This is a genomic window from Bradyrhizobium sp. T-1 (assembly GCF_053592855.1).
This window is the reverse complement of sequence record NZ_CM132115.1, coordinates 6,945,162-6,967,430: the sequence shown is the minus strand read 5'-3', so window position 1 is coordinate 6,967,430 and position 22,269 is coordinate 6,945,162. Positions and strand designations below refer to the sequence as shown.

Sequence of the window (22,269 nt, the reverse complement as noted above, 5' to 3'; positions counted from 1 at the left end):
GACCTGATCGCACGCTGTTGCCAAGGCGCGAGCGTCCAATTACGCTCAAGTCTCAGGTCCGCCAAAATGGTCCAGCGATCGGCCGCAAGTTCATGCCAAAATTTCTTCGCATCGGCCTGCATCAGTCCAATGTATCCGGATTCACGTCAAAGGCGTGGTGCGTGCGGCGGGTCGGCTCGGCGGTGTTCCTGAAATGGGGCGCCGTGGAGGTGCAGGGCGCCGGCAAGGGACGCAAGGTTTACTGGACACGCCTGCCACAAGAGAAAACCATTCGTTGTGGCACCGCGCAGCGCGCCCAGGACTATACGAAGTCTGCGATCGCGCGGCGGCGCAGCCATGATTATGAGCCGTTGAGTGGGGCTATCGCAAACCGGCGCAAATCCGCCAACGGGAGTGCCGACCTCAAGCAAGCGCTCGCCACGATCCTGATCGTCGATATCGTCGGTTCCACGGCAAAGGCCGCGAAGCTCGGCGATGCGCGCTGGACCAAGGTGATGGGCCTCTACTACGCGGCGGTCCGCAAAGAGCTGAAGTCTTCGCGCGGCAAGGAGGTCGTGACGACCGGAGACGGCGTGCTCGCGACCTTCAAGGCGCCGGCGGCCGGCATCAATTGCGCGACCGCGATCCAAAAGTCCGTGCGCACGCTCGGCCTCGATATCAGGGTAGGCCTGCATGCTGGCGAATACACGGTGAGCGGCGGCGAGATGGTCGGTCTTGCCTTCCACATCGGCACCCGCATCGCGGCGAAGGCGCGGGCCGGCGAAGTCCTGGTCTCGAGCGCCGTGAAAGAGCTGCTCGCGGCGCAATCCCAGATCCGTCTTAGGGATCACGGCAGCCATCAGCTCAAGGGCGTGCCGGCGCGGTGGCGGTTGTATCGCGTGGAGGGTTGAAGGGGGCGATGCCCCACTCACCGTATTCTTCGCCCATCTGGCGTCCTTCTCGATGCGTACTCTCGCCATCGCGGCGTCCAATACGCCTCGATCACGTGCCGTGAGCCGAACGGCTGCCGGCCGGGAATAAACACAATATCGAATCGATCCTCACCAAGGGCCGGCGTGGCAGCGGCGCGATTTGACGTGCGCGGTGTCGCGACGGGGCAGGAACGCGACACAGAACAGAAGAAGCCTGAGACCCTGGGAGTACCGGAAAATGTCGTTGCATCGGTCTGCAAGCGCCGCACGCGTGTGCGGCGCGGGGATTATCTTGTCATCATTGTTGGGCGGCGGAGCCCATGCGGCGGATCTTTGGACGAAAGCTCCGCCCGTTCCTTATGCCGCGGCCGACGATGTCTGGACGAGACCGTATCTGTTCGGCGATCTCGGCAGGACGAGGCTGCAGGAGCAGGGCATCTCTCTGGCGCTGACGCTCGGCGACGAAGCCGTTACGAATTTGTCGGGCGGAGCCAGGAACACCGCCGCTAACGCCGGTCAGCTGGCGTTTCAGGCAAAATTCGACCTGGCGAAGCTGGCCGGCCTCCAGGGCGGCACCGTCGGCCTCACGCTGGTCGACCGCTTTGGCCACAATCTGAATACCGAGGCGGATATCCCTGCCCTGCAGCTCACCAATGAAGTTTTTGGCCGCGGAAGCATTCTGCGCCTGACCGAACTCTACTACTCGCAGAAGCTTTTCGACGGTCGCCTTGAACTCAAGGGCGGCCGTCTTCCTGTCGGCTCCGACTTCTTCTTTGGCGAGTGCGAGTTCATCAACCTGACCTTCTGCGGCGGTCAACCCGGCAACATCCAGGGCGGCTACATCTTCAACTGGCCCGTGAGCCAATGGGCTGCTCTCGCTCATTTCAACCTGACCAAGGAATGGAAGATCTCAGTCGGCGTCTACGACGCCAATCCGAATTTTCTGACGACGTCAGACTCCACCGTCTACTTCTTGCCCGGCATTCCCGCCTCAAATCCTGCGGCGGGCGTGATGGTGCCGGTGGAGTTGACCTGGACACCGGGTGGTCCCCTGAACGGGACCTGGAGATTCGGCGGCTGGTATGACAGTGCGTCGACGATCGATGGCGGTCTTCCCGGCATCATTGCGACCGTTCCGGGCGTCGGTGGTGTCCCTGATCAAAATCTGGGAAATCAGCGAGGTCGCTTCGGCCTTTATGAGTCGATCCTGCAGCGATTGACCGTCGACGGCCCCAAGGCGCAGGGTTGGTACACGTTCTTCAATACGACCGTGGCCGACCACCGGACCTCGTTCCAGGACTACCAGATCTCCTGGGGCGTCAAGCACACCGGAACGTTCGCCTCGCGACCCGATGACGAAGTCGGCTTCGCCGTGGGCACGACCCACGTGAATTCGGCAGCCCTCAGTCCGAATGCAGGCGGCAACGAGGTTCCGTTCGAAGTCTGGTACGGGTTGCAGGCAACCGGCTGGATGAATCTCAAGTTCGACGCGCAATACGTGATCAATCCCGGCGGGCGCGGGTTCAATGCCGCCGGTGTGAAGACCGAGAATGCGTGGGTGCTTGGTCTGCGCACTCTGGTCCACTTCTGAGGCGAGGATCGTCTGCGACGGGGAGGTCAGGCGCCGGTCGCCTTGTCGCTGCCGCGCCGCGCGGAAACCAGCCTCTCCAGTTCGCTCCCGACGCTGTCGACGACACTCGCCCAGTCGCCGCGCTTGGGTTGCCTGAACAGTCGCATCGACCGGTACCATGGGCTGTCGTCGCGGTTGAGCAGCCAGCGCCAGTCCGGGTTGAACGGCAACATCGTCCAGACCGGCGCGCCAAGCGCGCCGGCGAGGTGAACGACGCTGGTGTCGACCGAGATCACCAGGTCGAGGCAGCCGATCAGCGCAGCTGTTTCGCTGAAATCGGTGAGCTGCGCCGCCAGGTCGACGATATCCGGGCGTTCGCCCAGGAAGGCCCGGTCCCGATCCCTGATGCCCTTCTGCAAGGAGACGAACTGAGCGTCGCAATCCAGCAGAGGCGCGAGCATAGGCAGGGCCATCGAGCGGTTGTGATCGTTCTTGTGGTCCGGATTTCCCGACCAGACAAGACCGACACGGAAGCGATCGTGGGGGCCAAGGCGGTCTTGCCTGGCCTTCACATCCGCCGCCGGAGGCGTTGGAACGTAGGACTCCGCCAGCGGGATCGTATCGAGCCGCGTCCCGAACAGCAGTGGCAAGGCGCCAAGAGGGCAGTGCAGGTCGAACGCCAGCGACGATGCAGATGGTCGATTGATACAATCGGCGACGCCAGGCACGCCAGCGAGGAGCTGCCGGATCGGCGGCTGAACTTCCAAGATCACTCGCGCGCCGAGCGCGGCCGCCATGGGCGCATAGCGCGCGAACTGAATTGCGTCACCCAATCCCTCTTCGGCGTGAAGCAGCAGCGTCTTGCCTTCGATCGGCCGGTCACCGAGCCAGAGCGGTTGGGAGAAACCGCGTTCGGGCAAGCCGACAGGAAGTTTCCAACGTGCCTCGCGTCCAAGCCAGCCTCGCTCAAAATCTCCGGTCAACAGCTGAAGCGTCGCCAGGTTATAAGTCGTCGGCGCGTTGCCCGGATCAACCGCCAACGATCTGTGAAAGGCCGCGAAGGCGTCATCCAGCAATTGAAGATTCATCAAGGCCAGTGCCTTGTTGTTGAGCACGGCAGAAAAATCCGATCGAAGTTCAAGCGCGCGGTCGAAACACGCAACTGCCTGCTCGGTTCGGCCTAGCCTCGCATGAAGCAGGCCGAAGTTGTTGTGCGTCTCGGCCTGGCTGGGGTCCAGCGCGATGGACCTCTCGTAGTCGGCTTCCGCTTCGGCGAACCGGTTCGCCTCCTGGAGGCATGCGCCGCGCATTTGATACAGGGCTGCGGACTTTGATTCCAGTAGCTCGGCAACGTTCAGGCATTCGAGGGATTCCGCATACCGGCCGAGATTGAACAACAGTCTACCGCAATTGTTCGCGGCTTCCAGGTATTGCGAATCCAGCTTCAACGCCCGTTCGAAATGCCGCACAGCCTCTTCCATCCGCTTGCGCTGCCAGAGCAGTTTGCCGAGACAATTCGAGAGGATCGCGTCCTGCGATGTGGTGGTCGCGGCCTTGCTCTGATGCTGCTGTGCGCCTGATCGCGATGCGGAAACCAACCGCTCGAGTTCAAGGCGAACGCTGTCCACGACGCTCGTCCAGTCGCCCCGCTTGGGCTGCCTGAACAGCCTCATGGATTGATACCACGGGCTGTCGTCGCGGTTGAGCAGCCAGCGCCAATCCGGATTGAACGGCAACATCGTCCAGACCGGAACGCCGAGCGCGCCAGCGAGATGAACGACGCTGGTGTCGACGGAGATCACCAGATCGAGACAGCTCATCAGCGCCGCGGTCTCGCTGAAATCCGTGAGCTGGTCCGTCAGGTCGATGATGTCCTTGCGTTCGCCGAGGAAGGCGCGGTCCTGATCCCTGATGCCTTTCTGCAAGGAGACGAACTGGACGTCGCCATCGAGCAGAGGCGCAAGTGCGCGCAGCGCCATCGACCGGTTGTGATCGTTGCTGTGCCCCGGATCTCCCGACCAGACCAGGCCGACGCGGAAACGCGTGCGGGGGCCCAGCCGGTCTTCCCACGCCTTCACGCGCGCCGCCGGAGGTGCAGGAAGGTACGATTCCGCAAGCGGGATCGTATCGAGCCGTGTCCCGAACGCCAGCGGCAGGCTACCGAGAGGACAATGCAGGTCGAACGCCAGCGACGGCGTCGACGATCGGTCGACACAATGTGCGACGCCGCTCAACTCCGCCAGGAGCGGCCGGACTGCAGGCCTGACCTCCAGGATCACCTTTGCCCCGAGCGCGGCCACCATGGGTGCGTAGCGCACAAATTGAATGGAGTCGCCCAACGCCTCGTCGGCATGAAGCAATATGGTCTTGCCTTCGATCGGCCGGTCATCGAGCCACAGGGGTTGCGAGAAGCCGCGGCCGGGGAGGCCGAGGGACGGCGCCTTCCAGCGCGCCTCGCGTCCCGCCCAGCCCTGCTCGAAATCTCCGGTCAGCATCTGGAGCAGCGCGAGATTCCAGATCGTGTCTGCATTGCCAGGGTCGAGGGTCAGCGATCGGCGGAACGCCGCGAAAGCCTCATCCAGCAATTGCACGCTCCACAGCGCCCGCGCCTTCTCGTTGAGCGCTGCGGAAAAATCCGGCCGAAGCGCGAGCGCGCGATCGAAGCTCGCGAACGCCTGCTCCATCCGGCCAAATCTCGAATGAAGCGTGCCGAGGTTCTTGTGCGTCTCGGCCTCGTTGGGATTCAGCGCAATCGACCGCTCGAAGTCGGCCTGCGCGTCCTCGAACCGGCCCAGCCGTTGCAGGCAAAGGCCGCGCGTCTGATACAAGGGAGCGACATTTGGATTGAGCCTGGCAAATATATTGAAGCATTCCAGCGCTTCGGCATATCGGCCGAGATTGAACAGCGCCTGGCCCTGCTTCGCAGCCTCCAGGCTTTGTCTCACGGCCTCCAGATCTTGCGGTGCAATCGGCCCCGCGGCTGCGGCCGGGCGCTCTTGGTGATTCATAAGCTGACCAGAAATGAGGACGACGTCCCGTCAGGGCAATTTCTGGTGGGAAGCTGGTGCGAAGCTGGCGCGGGCGATCCTCTGATGGCTTTTTTCGGCTAGCCGTCGGCCTGCGACTTCAGCGTGGGGTAGCGCTTCGCCAAGTCCGCGAAGAGTTCCTGCACCAGGGCGGCATCGTCCTCTTGCCCGCCGGCCTCGAGGCGCGCGTCGAGCGCATCGAACAGCTGGTGCTTGACGAAGAACCGCCATGCGACCGGCAGGCGTGCCAGGATGGCGGTGAGCTCACGATAGCGGGCCTCGGTCCAGCGTGCTTCGAAGGCGGTGCGATAGCTGCCGAAATCGAAAACGTCCGCCTGGCGTTCCGGTCGCGCGCGTTGCATGTCCTGGCGCAGCCTGCGCGTGCCGTCCTCGTCGATGCGGCTGCCGTCGATCACGACACCGTAGAGACGGCGCGCGGCCTCGAGCGAGACGTAGCCCGAGAGAACGTCGATCAGCACCCGCCGCGGCTCACGCAACAGCGGATCGCCGAATCCTCCGGCGCCCGCGCCGACGAGACGGATGCGATCGCCGGGCCTGCAGGGCACGACATCGGTGTTGCCCAGCGCCTCGGTGTCCGGCCCGTCGGGATTCCTGGTGAAGATCGCGTTGGCGCCGGCGCCGCCGCCGAGGACGCCCCAGGAGGCGAAATACGTGCGGTCGCGATTGCGCGCGGTCACGGTGGTACCCGGCGTGAACACCTCGAACTCCATCGTGAGGCCGAGCCCGCCGCGATGGGTTCCGGCGCCGCCTGAGTCGGGCGCGAGGCAATAGCGCCGCATCCGGATCGGCACTTCCAGCTCGTTGATCTCGACCGGCGTGTTGCGGAGGAAGGCGTTGTTGGCGCCCGAGCCGTCGCTGCCGTCGCCTGTGGCCACGCCGCCCGCCCCGCCGCCGACCGGCCCGAGCGAGGCCATCACGCCGCGCCCGGCGTGGTCCATGGTCTTGACTGTGACGATCGCCATTCCGCCGGCCGAGCAGGCGGGCATGCGCTCGGGGATCGCGCGGGAGAATACGCCGAAGGTCAGCATGTGCGTGATCTTGCACGTCAGGCTGCGCATGCCGACCGCTGCCGGTGCCGTCGCATTGACGACCGTGCCTTCCGGCAGGATGCAACGAACCACGCGATCGAGCCCGGAGTTGAGCAGGATGTCGCTGTTCAGCGTGTAGAGGACGTAGTGGAATCCGACCAGCGCCAGCGCATGGCGCGGCATGCCGCCGGTCGGCATGTTCAGGGAGGAGGCGAGCTGCGGGTCGCTGCCGGTATAGTCCATGACGGCCCGGCCGTTGTCGATCGTCAGCGTCAGCGCGAGCCGCATCGGCTTGCCGTTCTCGCTGTCCTCGTCGGCATATTCGGCGAAGAAGTACTCGCCGTCGGGAATGGTCTTCAGCACCGCCTCGGCCTGCTTCTCGGCGTAGTCCATCACCTGGTACATGCCGGCCTTGAAGTCGTCGATGCCGAAACGCTCGATGATCTCCAGCACGCGCTTCTCGCCGTTCACCAGCATGGCGATCTGCGCCTGCAGATCGCCGCGATTCTGCGACGGCGCGCGCACGTTCATGGCCATGATGTCGAGCAGGCCCTCGTCGAGCTCGCCCTGATCGACGATCTTGCAGGGCGGAAAGCGGATGCCCTCCTGCTGGATCTCGGTCAGCCTCCGCGACAGCGATGCCGGGACCGCGCCGCCCATGTCGGTGTTGTGGATGTGGCCGCCGACATAGCAGACGATCTCGCCGCGGTAGTAGACCGGCTTCCACATCAGGATATCGGGCGTATGCGTCGCCACGCTGCCGCTATAGGCGTCGTTGGTCATGCAGATGTCGCCGGGGCGATACTCCTTGATCAACCCCAGCACCGGGCCGTAGTCGAGGCCGATGTACCAGGTCGCTCCCAGCGTCTTCGGCGAGGCGAAAGCGAGTCCTTCCGGGGTGATCAGGGCGCAAGAGAAATCTTCGGTCTCCTTCACGAAGGTCGAATGCGCCGTGCGGATCAGCGTGTAGGCCATGCTCTCCGCGGCAGCGACGCAGTAATTGGCGAAGATCTGAAGAGCGGAACCACTGAGTGCCATAATCCGAATCCTTTAGGTCGCCGCGGCGAGATTGATGATGTGAAGATTGCCCCAGCGGTCGACGTTCACCTCGAAGTCGGGGAGTACGCAGGTGGTGGTGTCGTCCTGCGCGATGATCGCGGGACCCACGAAGCGGTCGCCGGCGCGCAGCACGTCGCGCCGGTAGAGCGGCATCTGCCGCATCGCGCCGTCCATCCAGCACGGCACGACGGCGGCGGGCTTCGCGGGCTCGGCCATATCCGGGACCGGCGTGAGCACCGGACGTGGCGTGCGCACCTTGGCCACGACGCGCAGCGCCACCACCTGGATCACGGCCGCTTCGTCGCGGTAGCGATAGAGACGCTCATGGGCCTGATGGAAGGCTTCGCGCAAGGCGGCTAGGTTCTTCGTGCGCATGGCCTCCGCGTCGAAGGCGGTCTCGATCTCGAAGGACTGGCCCTGATAACGCATCTCGGCGGTATAGGTCAGTTCCGGCTGCGCCATGGCGCCGACCTCGGCGCGTACCCAGCCGATCGCTTCCTGCTCCAGTGCCTGCCGCGTGCGCTCCAGCGAGGCCCACTCCTCATCCCCGAGCGCGCACCAGGCGACCGCGACGAAATCGTTGCGCGTGTCTGCGATCAGGCCGCCGAGCGCACTGAGCACGCCGGGTGTCAGGGGTACGGTAATTCGTTCCATGTTGAGGGCCCGCGCCAGGTGACAGGCCAGCATCGGACCCGCGCCGCCGAACGCCATCAGCGCGAATTCCCTGGGATCGATTCCGAACCGCGAGATCAGCCGGCTGATGCCGGAATACATCCCCGAGATCGAGACATTGATGATCGCTTCGGCAACGGCTTCGATGGATTCGCCGAGCCGGGCGGCGAGGGGAGCGATCGCTTCGCGCGCGGCTGCGACATCGAGCCGGACTGAATCATAGCCGAGCGCCGTCTGGCCGAGCACGCCGATGGCGGCGAAGGCGTCCGTGATGGTGGGTTCGCGCCCGCCGCGCCCGTAGCAAACCGGGCCCGGCGTCGATCCCGCACTCTCGGGTCCAACCTTGAGCACGCCGAATGGATCGACACGCGCAATCGAGCCGCCGCCGTCGCCGATCGAGGTGACGGAGACGGAGGGGATGTGGATCTGGTGATCGCCGATATACTCGCCCGTCGCGTATTGCGGTTCACCTCCGGCGATCAGCGCGACGTCCGCGGTCGTTCCGCCGATATCGAGGCTCATGACGTTCTTCAGGTTGCAAAGCTGCGCGACCCAGGCGGCGCCGATCACGCCGGACGCGGTGCCCGACAGCACGATCTGGACGCAGTCCGTCTTGCCGCGCTCGGCGCTCATCACGCCGCCGTTCGATTTGGTGACCTTGAGATCCGCGGTGACGCCGGAGTGGCGCAGTGCCTCCTGCAGCGAGGTCAGATAGTTCGAGACCACCGGCTGCACGTAACCGCCGATCACGGCCGTGTTGGTGCGCTCATACTCGCGGATAATCGGCCACACCTCGCTCGCGCAGGAGACGAAGAGCTCCGGCGCGGTCTCGGCGATGATCGCCCGCACTTGTCTTTCGTGCTCGGGATTGCGGTAGGCGTGCAGCAGCGAGATCACGACGCCCTCGCAGCCGGTTCGCTTCAATCCTGCCACCGCCTCGCGCACGCTCGCTGCGTCGACGGGTTCGAGCTGCTTGCCCTCGGCGTCCAGCCGTCCGTCGATCCCGAACGTGCGGTAACGAGGCACGAGCGGCTCGGGCCGCGACGACATCAGGTGATACATGTCGGGCGTCTTGAGACGTGCCAGCACCAGGACGTCTTCGAAATAGCGGTTGGTGATCAGCCCGAGACGGATGCCCTTGCGCTGCACCACCGCGTTGACGCCAACCGTGGTGCCGTGGGTGAAATGTACGACTTCCGCCGGGTCGATCCCGTAGCGTTCGCCGAGCATGCGCATGCCGTCGGCGACCTCGCGGCCCGGCGCGTCGGGCCGCGAGAACACCTTGAGGCTGCGCACGGTGCCGTTGCTTTCGTCGAGGACCGCGAAGTCGGTGAAGGATCCGCCGATATCGACGCCAATTCTCAAACCCATCGTCCAGGTGTCTCCCTGCATCGTGTCGAACATGCCCGCGGGGGCGGGCAACGCGTCAGCGGCGCTTCTCCATGTGGTCGCGCAGCTGGAAGTAACTGCCGAGGATCGGCATGAACCATGTCTGGCCGTGATAGAGCGGATGGGACGGCAACGGCGTGCCGAAGGCATCCGACGCGAGATCGTGCTCGCCCAGCAGATGACGTGCCAGCCGATGGCCGAGCCAGGTCATTGTCGTGACGCCGCTGCCGTTGCAGCCGGCGGCGTAGTAGCAACCTTGCGGATCGCGTCCGAGATGCGGCAGGGCATCTAGCGTCACGGCAACCTTGCCGCCCCAGCTATGGCTCACCCTGACGTCGCGCAGTTGCGGGAAGCGTTCCGTCATCTGTGCAAACAGGATTTTGGCGCTAGCCTTGCGGTCGAGCGGATAGAAGCGCGCACGGCCCCCGAACAAAAATCGTTGTCGGTCGGGGGAGTAGCGGTAATAGGCCGTCACCCGGTTCGCCTCGGCGACGCCGCGATCGCCGGGGATGAGGGACGTCCGCAGTTCCGCGGGCAGAACTTCGGTCGCGATCTGATGTGAGGTGACCGGAACGAGTCGCCGCTTGAGCCAGGGCGTCGCCGGGCCGGTGTAGCCGTTGGTCGCAATCACGACGCGCCTTGCGCAAATCTCGCCTCGGCCGGTCGCGATCCGGTAGGCGGCGCCCGCGCGCGTGATCGACGTGACGGGCGCATGGCAGGCCAGCTTCGCTCCGGCATCGAGCGCGGCCGCCAGCAACCCGCCGAAGAATTTCGCCGGATGGAGATGTCCTGCTCCGTTGATCAGCGCGCCGCCGACATAGACCTCGCTCGCCACTTCGCGGCGCAGCTCATTGCGGTCCAGCATGCGCACGTCGCTGTCGGTATGTGCGTTCAGCCTGGCGATCCGTCCTTCCCAGCTGCGGACCTGCGCCGCGGTCCAGGCGGCGGCGATGCGGCCGTTGCGGCGGTAGTCGCAGTCGATACTGTGGCGCGCGATCAACGTCTCGAGGAAGCGGTAGCCGGCCGCCGCCTCGCGCAGCCTATCCTCGATCGCGGTATTGCCGGCCGCCGCACTGACGCGCTTGGACATGCTCTTGCCGACATTGACGCCGCCGGTGACCTGGCCGCCACTCAGCGTGCTGGCGCCGACGCCGGGAAGCTCGGCCTCCAGCACGATGACCTCGGTCCCGCGCGCGGCGAGTTCGAGGGCACAGGAGAGGCCGGCATAGCCGGCGCCGATGATCGCGACGTCGACCTCGCGCTGCAGACCGCTGTCGCTGGCGTCGTTCGGACGCCAGCCATCCCACCAATAGGGGGTCTCGGAGAAATCCGGAGCGAAGATGGAGGATTGAGTCATCGTCTATGCCACGGGATCGGCGACCGCGACCGCCGGGACCACGTAGGGCGTGGAGCGACGCTGGTCGTAGTAGAGCAAGACGCTGACGAAGGAGATGGTCGCGATAACAGCGACATAGCAGGGAACGGCGTAGGGTGTTCCCGTGCGTTCGATCAGGAATGCCGCAACCAGGGGGGCGGTGCCGCCGAACAGCGCGGTGCCGGTGTTGTAGGCGATTCCGCTCGCGGTCACCCGCATCTCCCGCGGGAACATGTCGACGAGCCCGATCGTCATGCCGCTGGTGATCAGCGGATAGACCAGCACGGGAATGACGGCGGCGGCGATCGCGCTCGCCGGCGTTGCGAAGCTCGCGACATAGAAGGAAAGAAACATCGCGGGGATTACGAGGATGCAGCCGGCGAGCAGCGTCGGCCGCCGCCCTACGGTGTCGTTGACCCAGCCGTAGGTGACGGTGGTCGCCATCAGCACCAGCTGGGCGATGAAGATCGCCAGGGATGCGTGCGTCTCGCCGATCTTCACGAAGTTGGTGAGATAGGTCGCAAGGAAGCCGAGCACGAGATAGTTCGACAGCGTGTGGCTCATGAGGATGCTGATGAAGAACAGCATGCGGCGCCACTGGCTGCGGACCACGGCCGAGAGCGGCGGTGCTTCCGTGCGCAGACGGCGGCGTTCTTCCTCGATGGCCAGAAACTCCGGCGATTCGTCGAGCTGGGTGCGGATCCAAAGGCCGAGCAGCCCAAGCGGTACGCCAAGCCCGAACATCAGCCGCCAGCCCCAGCTTGCCATGCTCTCCGCGCCGATGATGGCCGAAACGAGCGTGAAGATGCCGACCGCGATCGCGGTGCCGGCATAGGCGGCGACCGGTGAGAAAGAGGCCCTGAGCGCACGGTGCTTGCTGCCTCCCTGCTCGACGATATAGGCGGTCGCGGCCGTGTACTCACCGCCGGCGAAGAAGCCCTGCGCCAGGCGGCAGAGGACGAGAGACGCGGTGGCAAAGCTGCCTGCGACGGCGTAGCTCGGCAGAAATGCCGTGATCGCGGTGACCACGCACATGCCGCTCACCGAGATGAAGAGGGCCGTGCGGCGCCCCAGCCGATCTCCCACGCGTCCCATGACGATCCCGCCGAACGGCCGGATCAGGAAGCTCGAGGCGTAGATCATCATCGTTTGCAGCAAGGCCACGGTCGGATCGCCGGGCGGGAAGAATGTCGTGGAGATCACCTTCGCGAGCAGGCCGAAGATCGCGAAATCCAGGAAGTCGATGAGGTTGCCGGCCACGGCGCCGGAGATCGCCTTCAGTTGCAGGCGGTGGGTCATTGGGCCGGGGGCGGTCGCTCCATCTCGGGTCAAAGCCATTACTCCTGTTGTTGGGCCCGCCCGCTCGCGCGGACCGTCGGAAGCAGACGCCGCATGTTTCTGTTGCCCCGGCTCGGCAAGTATGCCACATTGTGGTACGTCGTTCCATTTTTGAAGCTAGCAAGGAAGCCGGAGGATGGCAAGCGCTGTCGGGAAAAGCCGGCCTTGTGCTATGGGCGGCGCTCGTGCCCCTTGCCGGGGGCTGACGCTCCGCAGAAATCGCGATCAGGGTGATGAAGAGTCTGCTGAAGAGCCTGGAAGTTCTGGAAGCTGTCGCGGAGATGCAGCCGGTCGGCGTGAGCGAGCTTGCGCGCCGTCTCGATCTGCCCAAATCCACCACGCAACGCATTCTGCAGACCTTTGCGACGACCGGCTGGCTGCGTCCGGTCGGCGGGGAGGCGACGCGCTGGCAGATCGGCCATCGCGTGCTGCATCTTCAGGTGCCGGAGCTGCAGGCCGGCCAACTCTATGTCGCGGCGCGCAAGCCGATGCAGGAGTTGCGCGAGCAGGTGAACGAGACCGTGCATCTGTCGATCCTGGACGGGCTCGACGCCATGCTGCTGATCGATCGCGTGGACTGTACCCAGAATGTCAGGACCTTCAGCCCGATTGGCGATCGATCGCCGATTCACGCCACGGCCATCGGCACGGCGGTGATGGCACACCTCGCGCCCGACCAGGTCGATGCCATCATCAACCGCGGCCTGACGCGCTATACCGAGAGCACGATCACGGACCCCGAGGACTTGCGTGCGGAGCTCGGTCGTGTGCGCGAGCGCGGCTACTCGCTGAATCTTTGCTGCTATCGCCCGGCCGTCTGCGCCATCGGCGCCGCCATTCTCGATTCCCAGGGCCGGCCCGTCGGCGGCCTCTGCATCTCGATGCCAGCTTCCCGTTACGTCGAACACAACGAGAAGGTCTGGGGTGGATTGGTCAATGCGACGGCGCGCAAGATCAGTGTCGGCTGAGCCTGCGCTTCACGTCTTCGCTGCAACGCGCCGCGCAGCCGAGCCTGCTAGAAATCCGAGACCTTTCCAACTGCAAGTCCTGCAAAGCGCTCGGGCCGATAAGGCTCCGGATCGACGATCGGTGCAGCGCCAGTGACGAGATCCGCGACGAGATGCCCCGATCCTGGGCCGATGCCGAAGCCGTGGCCGCTGAACCCTGCAGCCAGGATCAATCCGGGCCTGCCGGACGCCTCTCCGATGACCGGCACGCCATCGGGGGTCGAATCGATATAGCCGCCCCATGCTGCGCTGATGGCCGTGCCCTTCAGCGCCGGCAACAATTCGAGCGCGCGCCGATGCGTGAGTTCGATCGTGTCTTGATCGGGCCGCGGATCGAGAATGCGCATGCGCTCCATCGGAGTCGGCTCGTCAACGCGCCAGCGTTGGAGCGTCTCATGTCCGGACCTCACGCCTTCAAGGCCGCCGGGGAGCAGGCTGCGCCACCGGCGCAGGAACATAGGCAGGAATTGCGGGGCAAAGCGGAGCTGCTGCGCCGTTGGATCGACGCGGCCTCGGCCGCTGATGGCGAGCGTGTAGCCGCCGTCACCGCGCTTCGTCACCGAAACGGCGGAGGTGTGGAGCGCGTCCGGCAGACCTTTCGCGCCTCCGGAGACGGACAGAATGGACGATCGGATCGACGCCAGCGGAAGGCGGATGCCGGCCTGATGGCAGAAGGACGAGGACCACGCGCCGCCTGCCAATATGGCGATGCGCGTGCGAATTGCGCCGCGCTCCGTCACGACCGCGCTGACGCGGCCGCCCTCGGTCTCCAGCCCGCGCGCCGCACACATCTGATGCACGGTGCTCCCGCGCCGGAGCATCGCCCGTGCGACGGCCGGTGCAGCGTTGGCGGGATCGGCGGTGCCGTCGGTCGGCGAGAAGACGCCGCCTTTCCAGGTGCGGCCCGTCGCCGTGCCGCGCTGCGTTGCCGTGGTCGCATCGAGCATGTGCGTGGTGACGCCGACCGTTCGAGCGAAATCGCGCCAGCGCGCCCAGCCCGCGAGCTCGGCCTCGTCGTTGCTGAGATACAGAAGACCGCAGCGGGAGAAGCCGGTGCTCTCGCCGCTTTCGGCGCCAAAACTCTCCCAGAGATCCAGGCTCCTGGTCGCCATCGGCAACTCGCGAGCATCGCGGTTCTGCTGGCGGCACCAGCCCCAGTTTCGGCTGGACTGCTCGGCGCCGATCCGCCCCTTCTCCACCAGCGCGACACGGAGGCCGCGCAGGGTGAGATAGTAGGCCGCGAACACGCCGACGATGCCGCCTCCGATGACCACGGCATCGGCACTGCCGGGAAGATCCGGCGTGGTTTCGATATGGTTGAGTGGCGCGGGCATCCTGGTTTCCTAGATTTCGATCGCCGTAGCTTAAGGCGCGCACCGCCGCGGGCGGCGCCGGATTCGATGGTGTCTCAGCATTTTATGCTGTATCGTCATGTCGCTACAAAACTGCGCTTTTCTCGAACGATATGGCGGCGATGAGAAGCGATCTCTGCGGGCTGGATGAGCTTTTGGCTCGTCGTGCCGAATTTTCTGTTGTGCCTTCCGGCGCGTGTTCGATGGAGAGTCACCAATGAAGCTGGATCGGATCGACATCAAGATCCTCCACGAGCTCCAGAAGAACGGCCGCATCACCAATGTCGAGCTCGCCGAGCTGGTGAATCTGTCGCCGAGCCCGTGTCTCATGCGTGTGAAGAGATTGCAGGCCGAGGGCTATATCGAGGGCTACGCCGCCCAGATCAACGTGCGCAAGCTCGGACAGACGCTGACTGTGTTCACAGAGGTGACGTTGAAGAACCACCGGCAGATCGACTTTGCCCGTTTCCTGTCGGCGGTCGACAAGGTCGATCAGCTGATCGAGTGCCATCTGGTTTCCGGTGGTTACGACTACATGCTGAAATTCGTCACCGCCAGCATCGGCGAGTATCAGACGATCATGGAGCGCCTGACGGACATGGATATCGGCATCGACAAATATTTCAGCTTCGTCGTCCTCAAGTCGCCGATCGTGCGCTCGCAGATGCCGCTGACCAGCCTCTTTCCGGCTTGATCGGCCGCAGCGCCAGCCGCGTCTACCGATGGCCATAGGCACGCAATTCGTCGGCGTCCTGCTTCAAATTGTCGAGCCAGTCCGGATCGAGCTTGGGGACCGAAGAGAACAGCAGCCGGGTATAAGGGTGCTGTGGTGCCGCGAGCCGGGTCGACGTGATCTGCTCGACCTTCTGACCGCGGTACATCACGATGATCTCGTCGCAGATCGCCTCGACCACCGACAGGTCGTGGCTGATGAAGATATAGGAGATGCCGAGCTCGCGCTGCAGCTCCTTGAGCAGGTCGATCACCGCGGCCGCCACGACCGTATCGAGGGCCGAGGTGATTTCGTCGCACAGGATGAGCGTGGGCTCGGCGGCGAGTGCCCGGGCAAAGTTCACGCGCTGCTTCTGGCCGCCCGACAGCTCTCCCGGCAATCGATGGCGCACGGATTTCGGGAGGCGGACGAGGTCGAGAAGTTCGCTGACGCGCGTGTCGCGCGCCTTGCCCCTCATGCCGTGGTAGAAGGTGAGAGGACGCCTCAGGATGTCCTCCACCGGCTTCGCCGGATTGAGTGCCGTATCCGCGTGCTGGAATACGATCTGGATCTCGCGGAGCTCGTTCCGGCTGCGGTTGCGGCCCGCTTTCCCCAATTCGCGTCCGTTGAAGATGATATCGCCCGCATGCGCGGGCAGGATGCCGGCGATCGCCCGGGCAAGGGTCGACTTGCCGCAGCCGGATTCGCCGATGATGCCGAGATTTTGTCCCGGATCCAGCTTGAGGCTGACGGCCTGGACCGCACGGATCAGCGGCTGCCCATCGCGCGCGCGAGGTCCGTAGCCGACCGTCAGATTGTCGACCTCGAGCAGGGGGCGCTTCGCTGCGCCGTCGTGGTCAGGTGCTCGCTGCTGAGTCTTCGGCCTGAATGCGGCCAGCAGCTGTCTCGTATAGGGGTGTTGAGCGTCCTCGAGGATCTTATCCGTCGTCCCCGTCTCCTGGACCGTGCCATCCTTGAGGACGACGATCCGGTCGGCGATTTGAGCGACCACCGCCAGGTCGTGCGAGACGTAGACGCCGGCGATGTTGTGCTGCGCCGTGACGGACTTGAACGCGCGCAGAACCTCGACCTGCGTCGTGACGTCGAGCGCGGTGGTGGGTTCGTCGAAGATGACAACCTTCGGCTGGCCGATCAGGGCCATCGCGGCGGCGAGCCGCTGCAACTGGCCACCAGAGACCTGATGCGGATAGCGGTTGCCGATCGTCTCGGGCTCCGGCAACGATAGCGCCTTGAAGAGTGAGAGGGCTTTTGCCTGCGCCTCCGCTGCGGACATCAGCCTGTGGATCCGCGCGACCTCGGTGACCTGGTCCATGATGGCCAGTGCGGGATTGAAGGCGGCGGCGGCGCTCTGCGGCACGTAGGCCACGCTCGTCCCGCGAATCCTGGCGCGTTCGGCTTCCGGCAGGCTCACCATGTCCACGCCGGCCACGCGCACCTCGCCGCCGGTGATCGCGCAGCCTTGCCGCGCGTAGCCCATCAGCGTCATGGCGATGGTGGTCTTGCCCGAGCCGCTCTCGCCGATGAGCGCGACGATCTCGCCTTTGGCAATGTCGAGGTCGACACCCCTGATGATCTCGACCCGCCTGCCGGCGTCGGTCGTTGCCTCAACCCTGAGATTGCGGATCTCGACGAGGTTTCCCGTCATTCGGCGCTCCGATCGCGGATCCTGCGCGGCAAATTGTCGATCAGAAGGTTGACGCTGATGGTGAGACTCGCGATGGCGAGCGAAGGAAAGATGACGGCAGGTGCGCCAAACGGCAGGCCGGCGATGTTCTCGCGAACCAGCGCGCCCCAGTCGGCGTAGGGCGGTTGCACGCCGAGCCCGAGAAAGGACAGGCCGGAGAGCAGCAGCACGATGAAGACGAAGCGCAGGCCGAGATCGGCAAGCACGGGCCCGAGAATGTTGGGAAGAATCTCGGAGGCGATGAGATAGGGCAGGCGTTCGCCCCTGATACGGGCGACGACGATGAAGTCCATCGTGTTGACGTTGACGGCAAGAGCGCGGGCGAAGCGATAGGCGCCCGGCGTGTAGATCACCGACAGCGTCCCGATCAGCGCCGGGATCGACGAGCCGACCGCGGCGACCACGACGAGGCCGAACAGCTTGCTGGGTATCGAGTTGAGCGCGTCGAGAAAACGGCTCAGCGTGCTGTCGAACCATCCTCCGGCGACTGCCGCGGTCATGCCGAGCGCGACGCCGCTGAAGCAGGCGATGGTGACGGCGGCGAGCGAGATGCCGAGCGTGTAGCGGGCACCCATCAGGATGCGCGAGAAGATGTCGCGGCCGAGATAGTCCGAGCCGAACCAGAGCTCTCGGCTCATGGGGCCGAAATAATCGGAATCGACGATCTCTCCGACGGAATGCGGGATGATTTGCGGGGCGAAAAGCGCGACACAGGCCCAGAGAAGGATGATGCCAAGGGCTGTCATGCCGACCATATTGAAGCGATAGCCCAATCGCATGCCCGGCCGGCCTGTTGCGGTCGAATCCGTCATCGGAGCCTCGGATTGGACAGGACGGCGATGATATCGGCAGCCGTGATCAATGCCAGATAACCGAGGCAGAAGATCATCGCGCAGGTCTGGATCAGCGGCAGGTCGCGAGTCGAGACGGCATCGACCATCAGCTTCGCAACTCCTGGATAATTGAAGATGGTCTCCACGATGATGACGCCGCCGAGCAGATAGGACAGCGAGAGCGCGACCGCGTTGACGATGGGGCCGAGCGCATTGGGCAGTGCGTGTCGCAGCACGAGCCGGGGCCGCGAGGCGCCCTTGAGGAGCGCCATCTCGACATAGGGCGTGTTCAATGTCTCGACCACGGCAGCGCGGGTCATGCGGATCATCTGCGCCGAAACGCCGAATGTGAGCGTCATGACCGGCATCGCGTAGATCCTCAGGAGGTCATGGAGCGACTTGACCTCGTTGGTGAGGGAGAGGGCCGGCAGCCATTTGAGGTAGACCGCGAACAGCAGCACCGCCAGCGTTGCGATCATGAATTCCGGCACCGAGATGATGCCGATGGTCGCGATGGTCACGGTGCGGTCGTACAGCGTGCCGCGCCACATCGCAGCGGTGATGCCGAGCGTCAATGCGAATGGCACGGCGATCGCGGCGGTTAGTCCTGCGAGCTTCATCGTGTTGACGAACCGTCCGCTGATCAGGTTGGCGACAGGAACATTGTTTGCGTAAGACTTGCCGAAATCGCCCTGGAAGAGACCCGCGATCCATCTCAGGAATCGAATGATCGCGGGATCGTTGAGATGCATCGCCTTGCGCAGGCCCTCGACCGCCTCGGGCGTCGCGGATTGCCCGAGCAGGATCGTGGCGGTATCGCCAGGCAGGAGCGCGGTGGCGAAGAAGACCGCGAACGAAACGATCACGAGCGTGATCAAGGCGATGAGAAGCCGCCTCACCACAAGCAACGAAACTTGCTTCTTCACATTCGCGCTCCTGCGCCACACCGGTCATTCTGGTCGGTTCGGGTTCCGGTCTCGCGATCCCGGCCCGTGACCTCGCCTTGCGCCGGTCAGGCGGTCAGCCAGACGTATTCGGCGAAGGCGTAGCCCATCATGCCGCCGAGCGGATTGGCCTCAAGTCCCTTCAGCTTGGCGGTGATCGCATCCACGTTGGAAATGTAGGCCGGAATGATCGTGGCGGCCTGTTCCGACACCATCACCTGCATTTCATTGTAGATCTCGTGACGCTTGGCCTGATCGAGCGAGCCCCGAGCCTCGACCAGCAGCTTGTCGAATTTCTCCGAGACGAAGCGGCTCTCGTTCCACGGCGCATCCGACTTGTAGAGCAGGGAGAACAGGATGTCGGGCGTCGGGCGCGGGTTGATGTTGCCGAAATGGATCGGCGCCTTCAGCCAGTAATTGCTCCAGTAGCCGTCGGAGGGCACGCGCTTCACGTCGAGCTTCATGCCGATCTGGGCGGCGCTGGCCTGGACGATCATGGCCATGTCGACTGCCGAGCTCGGCGCATCGGAGGTGATGACCTCGACGGTCTGACCGAGCACGCCCGCCTTCTGGAAATGGAATTTGGCCTTGTCCGGGTCGAACGATTTCGGCTTGAGGGCGGCGTTGTGGTAGACGTTGACGGGCGAGACAGGCTGGTCATTGCCGATGACGCCGAAACCGCGCAGCGCCGATTTGACGATCTGCTCGCGGTTGACGATGTATTTCATGCCCTCGACGAAATCCCTGCTGTTGCCGGGCGCCATGTCCATGCGGATGTTCAGGTCGGTGTAGGTCCCCGATGTGGTCGTTGACAGCGCGAAGCCGTCCTTGCCGTCGAGCAGGCGCACCGACCGCGGGTTGATCGAGGCACCGAGATGGATGTCTCCGGACAGCAGGGCGTTGATTCGGGCGCTCTCGTCCGGGATGGCGAAGAACTCGAAGGAGTCGACGTTCGGGCCGCTCTTGAAGTAGTTCGTGTTCCGCGCGCCGATCGAGCGTTCGCCGGGCGTGAACTGCTTGCAGGTGAAGGCGCCGGTGCCGTTGCCCGAGGAGAAATCGGTGGTGCCGTCGGCCACGATCATGAAGTGATGCATGGACAGGATCGTCGGCAGGTCCGCGTTGGGGCTCGCCAGCGTGACCTCGACGGTCGTCTTGTCCACGGCCTTGAAGTCGGTCATCTGGGATGCGATCGCCGCGACCTTCGATCCGGTCGCCTTGTCCAGATGGCGCTTCAGCGAGAAGATGACGTCGTCGGCGCCGAGGCTCTTGCCGTTGTGGAAGGTGACGCCCTTCTTCAGCTTGATCGTCCAGGTCTTGGCATCGCTGCTTTCGATGGACTCGGCGAGCTCCATCTGGGCCACGCCGGTCTGGTCGAGAAATGTCAGGCGATTGTAGAAGGAGCAGCAGCGAACGTAATCGGTCGAGAGCGAGGCTTTGGCCGGGTCCAGGGTGTCGGCGGTGGATGAGGACCAGGCCGCGGCTTTCAGGGCGCCGCCTTTCACGGGGGTCGCCGCCACCGCTTCCGACGCACGGCCGAAGACCGTGCTGGCCGCGGCCATCGCCACGCCGTTCGCGAGCATCAGCTTCAGCAGGTCGCGGCGCGAAGCCCCGCGCCGGATTGCGTTCTCGATCGTGGCATCGTCCGAAGAAGACCAGTTCGTCGTGTTGCTCATGTCAATCCCTCGCTGGCTAAAGCTTACGGCTCGTGTTGCGGGGAGCGGCAGATTGTTCTGCCGCGCCGTTATGGTGGAGGCTGGCGCGATCCGTCACAACGACGCTTGTCGCGTCTCCCACCCAGGACTGCATTCTTTCCCGCGATCGAAGTCTCGCAGGATAGTCCCGCGGCTTTGGCCGAAAAAACCGCGAGCCGCGGCACAAAATTGCGAAGATGTCTCTGTTTCTAGTATTTCGGACCTGCGTCCAGCCGGCTCATTGTGCATGCCTACTAATGTTGCAGCGCGGCGCGAACTTCGGCATCGGCCAGCGTATCGTCGAGGGTCCTGGCGGTGCGCTCGATGATGGCGTCGATATCGGACTCGGTGCAGCAGAGCGGCGGCGCATAGCCCAAGACGCCGGTCGGGAAGGCCCGGATGACCAGACCGTTCGTCCAAGCGCGTTCGAAGATGCGCTTTGCCGGCTCGGCCGCAGCGGGGAGTGGCGTCTTGCGGTTCTTGTCGGTGACGAGCTCGATCGCGGCCAGCATGCCGCGGCCGCGCACGTCTCCGACGAGGGGATGATCCTTCAACGACCGCAGGCCCGCCATGAGACGTGCTCCCGCCCTCAGGCCATTCGCAAGCAGACCACTTTCGTAGAGGCGCAGCACTTCCAGAGCCACGGCGGCACTGACCGGATGCGCGGAGTAGGTGTAGCCATGGCCGACGGCGCTCGAGCCTGCCGCATCGGCGATCGTGTCGTAGACGTGGTCCGACATGAAGACCGCGCCCATCGGGACGTATCCAGAGGTCAGTCCCTTGGCGACGGTCATGAGATCAGGGACGACGTCGTCCTCGCTGCACGCGAACAGCGGTCCCGTCCGGCCGAAGCCGGTGATGACCTCGTCGGCGACGAAGAGGATGCCATAGGTCTGGCACCGCGCGCGCATGGCTTTCATCCAGCCTTTCGGCGGCACAAGCACGCCACCCGAGCCCTGGATCGGCTCGGCGTAGAATGCGGCGACGCGCTGCGGGCCGCCGATCTCCTCGATTTTTGCATCGAGCGCGGCCAGCGAGGCCGCGATGACGGCCTCGTCGCCCTCGCCGGCCGGATTGCGATAGACATAGTGCGAGGGGATTCTGTGCTGCCAGCTCAGCGGCACGCCGAAACCCGCGTGGAAGGCGGGCAGGGCCGTCAGGCCGGCGCCGACGGTCGAAGAGCCGTGATAGCCCTGTTCGACCGAGATGAAATGCTCGCGCTGCGGCTCGCCCCTGGCGTGCCAATAATAACGGATGAAACGGACCGTGCTGTCGACGGCATCCGAGCCGCCGAGCGTGAAATAGACATGGTTGAGGTCGCCGGGCGCCCGCTCCGCCAGCTCGGCCGCAAGCCGGATTGCGGGCTCCGATCCGAGGCTGAAATAGCCCGTGGCGTAGGGAAGCTCCTGCATTTGCTTTGCCGCGGCGGCAACGATGCTGTCGTGACCGTAGCCGGCATTGACGCACCAGAGCCCGGCAAAGCCGTCGACGAGCTGATGCCCGGAAGCGTCCGTTACGGTGGCTCCCTTGGCTGATCTCAGCACCTTGACGCCGGCCGCTTCGTGACCCCGGTAGGAGGCGACCGGGTGGATGAGATGGGCTCGGTCGAGCTCGATGAGAGAATTGCTGAGCATCA

The 22,269-nt window shown here is 64.6% G+C and carries 15 protein-coding genes; 4 read left to right on the top strand and 11 right to left on the bottom strand.

Going from position 1 to position 22,269, the window contains the following annotated elements; genetic code table 11:
- The first annotated feature begins 92 nt into the window (after positions 1 to 92).
- On the top strand, positions 93 to 890 hold the full coding sequence (locus tag ACWAT4_RS33260) for an adenylate/guanylate cyclase domain-containing protein (RefSeq protein ID WP_449729086.1): 798 nt from the start codon (positions 93 to 95) through the stop codon (positions 888 to 890).
- 259 nt (positions 891 to 1,149) lie between these two features.
- Positions 1,150 to 2,502, top strand: coding sequence for a carbohydrate porin (locus ACWAT4_RS33255; RefSeq protein WP_449731298.1), 1,353 nt, complete (start codon positions 1,150 to 1,152; stop codon positions 2,500 to 2,502).
- 26 nt (positions 2,503 to 2,528) lie between these two features.
- On the opposite strand, the gene ACWAT4_RS33250 is transcribed toward ACWAT4_RS33255, so the two are convergent.
- The 5 genes from ACWAT4_RS33250 to ACWAT4_RS33230 all read right to left on the bottom strand — a co-directional run bounded on the left by ACWAT4_RS33250 (position 2,529) and on the right by ACWAT4_RS33230 (position 12,383).
- Entirely contained in the window at positions 2,529 to 5,426 is a 2,898-nt protein-coding gene (locus ACWAT4_RS33250) for a tetratricopeptide repeat protein (RefSeq protein WP_449729085.1), read from the bottom strand.
- A gap of 161 nt (positions 5,427 to 5,587) precedes the next feature.
- The gene (locus ACWAT4_RS33245; protein ID WP_212299951.1) at positions 5,588 to 7,594 is read right to left on the bottom strand and encodes a hydantoinase B/oxoprolinase family protein; all 2,007 of its coding nucleotides are present in this window, start codon (positions 7,592 to 7,594) and stop codon (positions 5,588 to 5,590) included.
- 12 nt (positions 7,595 to 7,606) lie between these two features.
- The gene (locus ACWAT4_RS33240; RefSeq protein WP_449729084.1) at positions 7,607 to 9,658 is read right to left on the bottom strand and encodes a hydantoinase/oxoprolinase family protein; all 2,052 of its coding nucleotides are present in this window, start codon (positions 9,656 to 9,658) and stop codon (positions 7,607 to 7,609) included.
- A gap of 55 nt (positions 9,659 to 9,713) precedes the next feature.
- Complete coding sequence (locus tag ACWAT4_RS33235) at positions 9,714 to 11,033, bottom strand: NAD(P)/FAD-dependent oxidoreductase (protein ID WP_449729083.1); 1,320 nt, start codon at positions 11,031 to 11,033, stop codon at positions 9,714 to 9,716.
- Between the two features lie 3 nt (positions 11,034 to 11,036).
- A complete protein-coding gene (locus ACWAT4_RS33230) occupies positions 11,037 to 12,383 on the bottom strand; it encodes an MFS transporter (RefSeq protein ID WP_449729082.1) in 1,347 nt (448 codons plus the stop codon).
- A gap of 239 nt (positions 12,384 to 12,622) precedes the next feature.
- Here ACWAT4_RS33230 and ACWAT4_RS33225 point away from each other — a divergent pair, with 239 nt between their 5' ends.
- The gene (locus tag ACWAT4_RS33225) at positions 12,623 to 13,357 is read left to right on the top strand and encodes an IclR family transcriptional regulator (protein WP_449729081.1); all 735 of its coding nucleotides are present in this window, start codon (positions 12,623 to 12,625) and stop codon (positions 13,355 to 13,357) included.
- 47 nt (positions 13,358 to 13,404) lie between these two features.
- On the opposite strand, the gene ACWAT4_RS33220 is transcribed toward ACWAT4_RS33225, so the two are convergent.
- The gene (locus ACWAT4_RS33220) at positions 13,405 to 14,730 is read right to left on the bottom strand and encodes an NAD(P)/FAD-dependent oxidoreductase (protein ID WP_212299946.1); all 1,326 of its coding nucleotides are present in this window, start codon (positions 14,728 to 14,730) and stop codon (positions 13,405 to 13,407) included.
- A gap of 235 nt (positions 14,731 to 14,965) precedes the next feature.
- Between ACWAT4_RS33220 and ACWAT4_RS33215 the strand changes: the two genes are divergently transcribed.
- Entirely contained in the window at positions 14,966 to 15,442 is a 477-nt protein-coding gene (locus ACWAT4_RS33215; RefSeq protein ID WP_018642567.1) for an Lrp/AsnC family transcriptional regulator, read from the top strand.
- A 22-nt stretch (positions 15,443 to 15,464) separates the two neighbouring features.
- On the opposite strand, the gene ACWAT4_RS33210 is transcribed toward ACWAT4_RS33215, so the two are convergent.
- The 5 genes from ACWAT4_RS33210 to ACWAT4_RS33190 all read right to left on the bottom strand — a co-directional run bounded on the left by ACWAT4_RS33210 (position 15,465) and on the right by ACWAT4_RS33190 (position 22,267).
- The gene (locus ACWAT4_RS33210; RefSeq protein ID WP_449729080.1) at positions 15,465 to 17,126 is read right to left on the bottom strand and encodes an ABC transporter ATP-binding protein; all 1,662 of its coding nucleotides are present in this window, start codon (positions 17,124 to 17,126) and stop codon (positions 15,465 to 15,467) included.
- Positions 17,123 to 17,977, bottom strand: a complete 855-nt coding sequence (locus ACWAT4_RS33205; RefSeq protein WP_212445998.1) for an ABC transporter permease — start codon at positions 17,975 to 17,977, stop codon at positions 17,123 to 17,125. The genes ACWAT4_RS33210 and ACWAT4_RS33205 overlap by 4 nt, the downstream gene beginning before the upstream one ends.
- Positions 17,974 to 18,924: an ABC transporter permease gene (locus ACWAT4_RS33200; RefSeq protein ID WP_212299943.1), complete on the bottom strand. Its 951-nt coding sequence runs from the start codon at positions 18,922 to 18,924 to the stop codon at positions 17,974 to 17,976. The genes ACWAT4_RS33205 and ACWAT4_RS33200 overlap by 4 nt, the downstream gene beginning before the upstream one ends.
- Positions 18,925 to 19,010: 86 nt before the next feature.
- Positions 19,011 to 20,615 carry an ABC transporter substrate-binding protein gene (locus tag ACWAT4_RS33195; protein ID WP_449729079.1) on the bottom strand — a complete coding sequence of 535 codons (1,605 nt, stop codon included), beginning with the start codon at positions 20,613 to 20,615 and terminating at the stop codon, positions 19,011 to 19,013.
- A 272-nt stretch (positions 20,616 to 20,887) separates the two neighbouring features.
- Positions 20,888 to 22,267, bottom strand: coding sequence for an aspartate aminotransferase family protein (locus tag ACWAT4_RS33190; protein WP_449729078.1), 1,380 nt, complete (start codon positions 22,265 to 22,267; stop codon positions 20,888 to 20,890).
- Positions 22,268 to 22,269 lie beyond the last annotated feature (2 nt).